3 protein-coding genes are annotated in these 4,838 nt (G+C 67.5%); 2 read left to right on the forward strand and 1 reads right to left on the reverse strand.

Going from position 1 to position 4,838, the window contains the following annotated elements; all coding sequences use genetic code 11:
* On the forward strand, window positions 1–2,374 hold a 2,374-nt coding region (gene dnaE, locus ACFDTH_RS17395; RefSeq protein WP_375288814.1), incomplete at its 5' end, for a DNA polymerase III subunit alpha.
* Window positions 2,375–2,421: 47 nt separating this feature from the next.
* On the opposite strand, the gene ACFDTH_RS17400 is transcribed toward dnaE, so the two are convergent.
* On the reverse strand, window positions 2,422–3,741 hold the full coding sequence (locus ACFDTH_RS17400) for a cystathionine gamma-synthase family protein (protein ID WP_375288815.1): 1,320 nt from the start codon (window positions 3,739–3,741) through the stop codon (window positions 2,422–2,424).
* Between the two features lie 320 nt (window positions 3,742–4,061).
* Here ACFDTH_RS17400 and ACFDTH_RS17405 point away from each other — a divergent pair.
* The coding region (locus tag ACFDTH_RS17405) for a cation diffusion facilitator family transporter (protein WP_375288816.1) at window positions 4,062–4,838 on the forward strand (777 nt) is incomplete at its 3' end.

Raw genomic sequence — 4,838 nt, forward strand, 5'->3', positions numbered from 1 at the left:
GGGCGCCGGCTCGGTGGTCGCCTGGGCGCTGACCATCACCGATCTCGACCCGATGAAGCTCGGCCTGCTGTTCGAACGCTTCCTCAATCCCGAGCGCGTGTCGATGCCCGACTTCGACATCGACTTTTGCGAAACCCGGCGCGGCGAGGTGATCCGCTACGTCCAGGAGAAGTACGGCCGCGACCAGGTGGCGCAGATCATCACCTTCGGGAAGCTCAAGGCGCGCGCGGTGCTCAAGGATACCGGCCGCGTGCTGCAGATGAGCTATGGCCATGTCGACCGGCTGGCCAAGCTGGTGCCCAACCATCCCACCGATCCCTGGACGCTGGAACGCGCGCTCAACGGTGTCGGCGAACTGCACAAGGAATATAGCAACGACAACAGCGTACGGCGGCTTCTTGATCTGGCGATGAAGCTGGAGGGGTTGCCCCGCCACTCCTCCACCCATGCCGCGGGCGTGGTGATCGGCGATCGGCCGCTGGCGGAACTCGTCCCGCTGTACCGCGATCCGCGATCGGACATGCCCGTAACCCAGTTCGACATGAAATATGTCGAGGGCGCCGGGCTGGTGAAGTTCGACTTCCTCGGCCTCAAGACGCTGTCCGTGCTCAAGAAGGCGGTGCAACTGCTTGAAAAACGAGGCATCGTTGTCGATCTCGACGCACTTGCCTGGGATGATGCCGCAGTTTACGCCTTGCTCCAGCGCGGCGACACCGTGGGCGTGTTCCAGCTGGAATCGGAAGGCATGCGGCGCACGCTGTCCGCGGTGCGCCCGACCAACTTCGGCGACATCGTCGCGCTCGTCTCGCTCTACCGTCCCGGCCCGATGGACAACATCCCCGCATTTGGCCGCCGCAAGCAGGGAACGGAGGCGATCGATTATCCGCACCCGCTGCTGGAGCCGATCCTGGCCGAGACATACGGCATCTTCGTCTATCAGGAACAGGTGATGCAGGCGGCGCAGGTGCTCGCCGGCTATTCGCTGGGCGGCGCGGACCTGCTGCGGCGCGCGATGGGCAAGAAGATCAAGGCGGAGATGGACGCGCAGCGCGCCACCTTCGTCGAGGGCTGCGCGGCGCACAACGGCATCCCGGCGAGCAAGGCCAACGAACTGTTCGACTTGATCGATAAATTCGCCGGCTATGGCTTCAACAAGAGTCACGCCGCGGCTTATGCGCTGCTCGCCTATCAGACCGCCTGGCTGAAGGCGCATCATCCGCATGAGTTCCTCGCAGCGTCGATGAGCTTCGATATCCATCAGACGGAAAAGCTGGCGATCTTTGTCGACGATGCGCGCCGGCTCGGGGTCGAGGTGCTGGCGCCCGACATCAATGCCAGCGCCGCGGACTTCGACGTCGAGGCGGAGGGGCCGAAGGTCCGCTACGCACTTGCCGCGCTCAAGTCGGTGGGCGAGGGGGCGATGGAGAGATTGGTCGAGGAGCGCGCGGCCGGGCCGTTTGCCAGCCTCGACGACTTCGCCCACCGCGTCGATCCGCGGCTGATCAACAAGCGCCAGCTGGAGACGCTGGCGGCGGCGGGCGCGTTCGACTCGGTGGAGCCCAACCGGGCGGGCGTGTTCGCGGTGGCGGAGACGATGCTGGCGGTGGCGGCGCGCACCCACAGCCAGAAGGCGAGCGGGCAGGGCGGACTGTTCGGCGATGCGCCTGGCGGTGACTCGATCCGGCTGCCCAGGTCGGCCGACTGGTCGATGGCGGAGCGGATGGAGCAGGAGAAGGAGGCGTTCGGCTTCTACTTCTCGGCGCATCCGGTCGACCGGCACCGGCAACTGGCCAAGATGCACGGTGCGCGCGGCTATACCTCGCTGGCCGAGCTGACCATTCCGGCCGACGCGCGGGTGGGCGCGACCATGGCGGTGCTGGTGGAGGAGGCGCGCTGGCGCACCTCGGCGCGGGGCAAGAAGTACATGATGGCGACGCTGTCCGACGCCACCGGCCAGTTCGTCGCCACCTGTTTCGACGACATGGTCGCGAACGACCTGGAGGAAGCGGCGCGGATCGGCGGGTGCGGGCTCGCCACCGTGGAGCTGGACAAGAGGCCGGGCGAGGAGATGCCGCGGGTGACGGTGAAGCGCATCCAACCGTTCGAGTCGCTGGCGGCGAGCACGCGGTTCCGGGCGACGATCCGGGTGGCGGACCCGGCGGTGTGCGCGCCGCTAGCCGGGCTGCTCGGGGAGCACAGGGGCGGGCGGAGCGAGCTGCGGCTGGTGGTAGCCACCGCAGAGGGCGAGGCCGTGCTGCTGATTGGGCGTGACTTCCTGCTGACCCCCGAAGCCGCCGAACGGGTCGAGCGGCTGGATGGGGTGGAGAGCGTCGTGATGGAGGCGGCACAGGCGCGGCTGCAACTGGTCGGGTAGGTTTCACCGGAGAGCCTGGCCCGACCGTCTCCAACATTGCAAGCGGTTCACACCGCCGCCAGCGCCGCCTCCATGTCGGCGATCAGGTCGTCGGCGTCCTCCACGCCGATCGAGATGCGGACGAGATTGTCGGTGATGCCCAGCGCCTGCTTGCGCGCCTCGGGTACCGACAGATGGGTCATGCCGGCGGGGTGGGAGGCGAGCGTTTCGGTGCCGCCGAGGCTGACCGCGAGCTTGGCGATCTTGAGCGCGTCGAGGAAGCGGAACGCTTCCGCCTCGCCGCCCTTGAGGTAGAGCGAGAAGGTGGAGCCGGCGCCGGAGCAGTGGCGGCGGTAGATGTCGGCCTGGCGCGAGCCCTCTTCGAGGAAGCCGAGGTAGCCGACCCGCTCGACCTTGGGATGGTCGCGCAGGAAGGCGCAGACCTTCTCCGCATTCTCGCCCGCGCGGCTCATGCGCAGTTCCAGCGTCTCCAGCGAGCGGAGCAGCATCCAGGCGGTGTTGGGATCGCAGATCGTGCCGATCGTGTTGCGCATCAGCCGGATAGTGTCGATGTGTGCCTTGGAGCCGAGCACGCCGCCCGCCACGAGGTCCGAATGGCCGCCGGCGTACTTCGTCAGCGAATAGACGACGATGTCGGCGCCGTGCTTGAGCGGCTGGTGCCAGAGGGGCCCCAGGAAGGTGTTGTCGATCGCGATCGGCGGCTTGTTCGCGCCGGTGAAGACCGCATCGCGGCTGGCGGCGACCGCCTCGACGTCGACCAGCGCGTTGGTGGGATTAGCGGGCGATTCGAGGTAGATCAGCGCGACATTGCCCGACGCGGCCTTGCCCAGCACCGCATCGATCTCCTCGCGCGTCGCCCCGGCGGGGAAATCAAGCCAGTGGACGCCGAAGCGGCCGAGGATACGCGCGATCAGCGTCTCGGTAGCGGCATAGAGCGGGCCGGAATGGACGATCGTGTCGCCGGGCTTCACCATCGCCAGGAACAGCGTGGCGATCGCGGACATGCCGCTGGAGAAGGCGAGCGCATCCTCCGCCTCCTCCCACACGCCCAGCCGGTCCTCCAGGATCTCCTGGTTGGGGCCGTTGAAGCGCGAATAGACCAGTCCCTCGGCGCCGCCGGGGCGCTTGCCGGTGACGCCCTCGAAATGGCGCTTGCCCGCGGCGGCATTGGGGAAGACGAAGGTGGAGGTGAGAAAGATCGGCGGCTTCAGCGAGCCTTCCGACAGCATCGGATCGAAGCCGTGGCCCATCATCAGCGTGGAGGGCTTCAGCTTGCGACCGCCGACCTCCTCCACCGCAGGCTTGGGGCTGACGCGCGGCTCGACCCCGGTGAGGTCGGCTTCGGTCGGTTCGGGCGTGTCGGTCATCGCTGGACTCCTTTTTCGACGGCAGACTTAGCGACTAATCGTTACAGGCGATACGAATGCGCGACCCGGAGACAAATTGAGGCGGTTGAGGCGTGGCGCGGTTTCACGTGGGCGCGCCAGCAAAGCACCACGCACGCGCCGCACGCCATTGCCAAACGTCTTGGCAGGCGCCGGGCGCGTGCGGATCGGGGCATGGAGGCGGGCCATCGCCGCCGTGATACCATTGGCCGGGCGGTGTAGGACAGCGGTCAGTTCTCCGTCGGGCGTCCGGCTGCTACCGCGACGCGATCGGGGACGAGCAGGCCCTTCTCCGCCTTTCGATCGCGGCCACCATCGTGCTGGCGGCCGCCGGGGTGATCGTCGGCCTGATCGCCGGCTCCGCGGCGATCGTGTTCGATGGCCTCTATGGCGCGGTCGATGCAGTGATGACGGTTCTGGCGCTGCTGGTCGCCAAACTGATCGCTGCCTCCAACGCGGCCGATTCCGTGGGTCGCAACTATAGCCAGCGCTTCACCATGGGCTTCTGGCACCTCGAGCCGATCGCGCTGCTGCTGAACGGCATGCTGCTGACCGGCGCGGCGATCTATGCGCTGATCGATGCGGTGGGCGTGATCCTGGCGGGCGGGCGCGCGCTTTCGTTCGATGTCGCGCTGGCCTATGCGGCGATCGGCACGGCGGCGGACGTATGCATGGCGGCGTACATCACGCGCGCGAACCGCCGGATCGGATCGGCGCTGGTCGCGCTGGACGCGAAGGCATGGGGCATGACGGCAGCGCTTGGCGCGGCCCTGTTCTGCGCCTTCTTGCTGGGCCATGCGGTGCAGGGCACGCGGCTGGCGTGGATATCGCCCTATGTCGATCCGGTCGCACTGCTGCTGATCTGTGTCGTAATTATTCCCGTGCCGTTCGCGACGGTACGCCGCGCCTTAGGCGAGATCCTGCTGGTGACCCCGCAGGACTTGCGCGACCAGGTCGATGCGGTCGCACGCGACGTGGTGGCGCGCTACGGCTTCATCTCCCACCACGCCTTTGTCGCACGGGTTGGCCGGGGGGTGCAGATCGAACTGAACTTCGTGGTACCGCCCGATTGGCCGGCC

Source organism: Sphingomonas sp. (assembly GCF_042096255.1).
Lineage (GTDB): Bacteria > Pseudomonadota > Alphaproteobacteria > Sphingomonadales > Sphingomonadaceae > Sphingomonas.

Bases quoted from the DNA above. Each gene is read 5' to 3' on its own strand.
- ACFDTH_RS17400 (WP_375288815.1), bottom strand. From the start codon at position 3,741: ATGACCGACACGCCCGAACCGACCGAAGCCGACCTCACCGGGGTCGAG.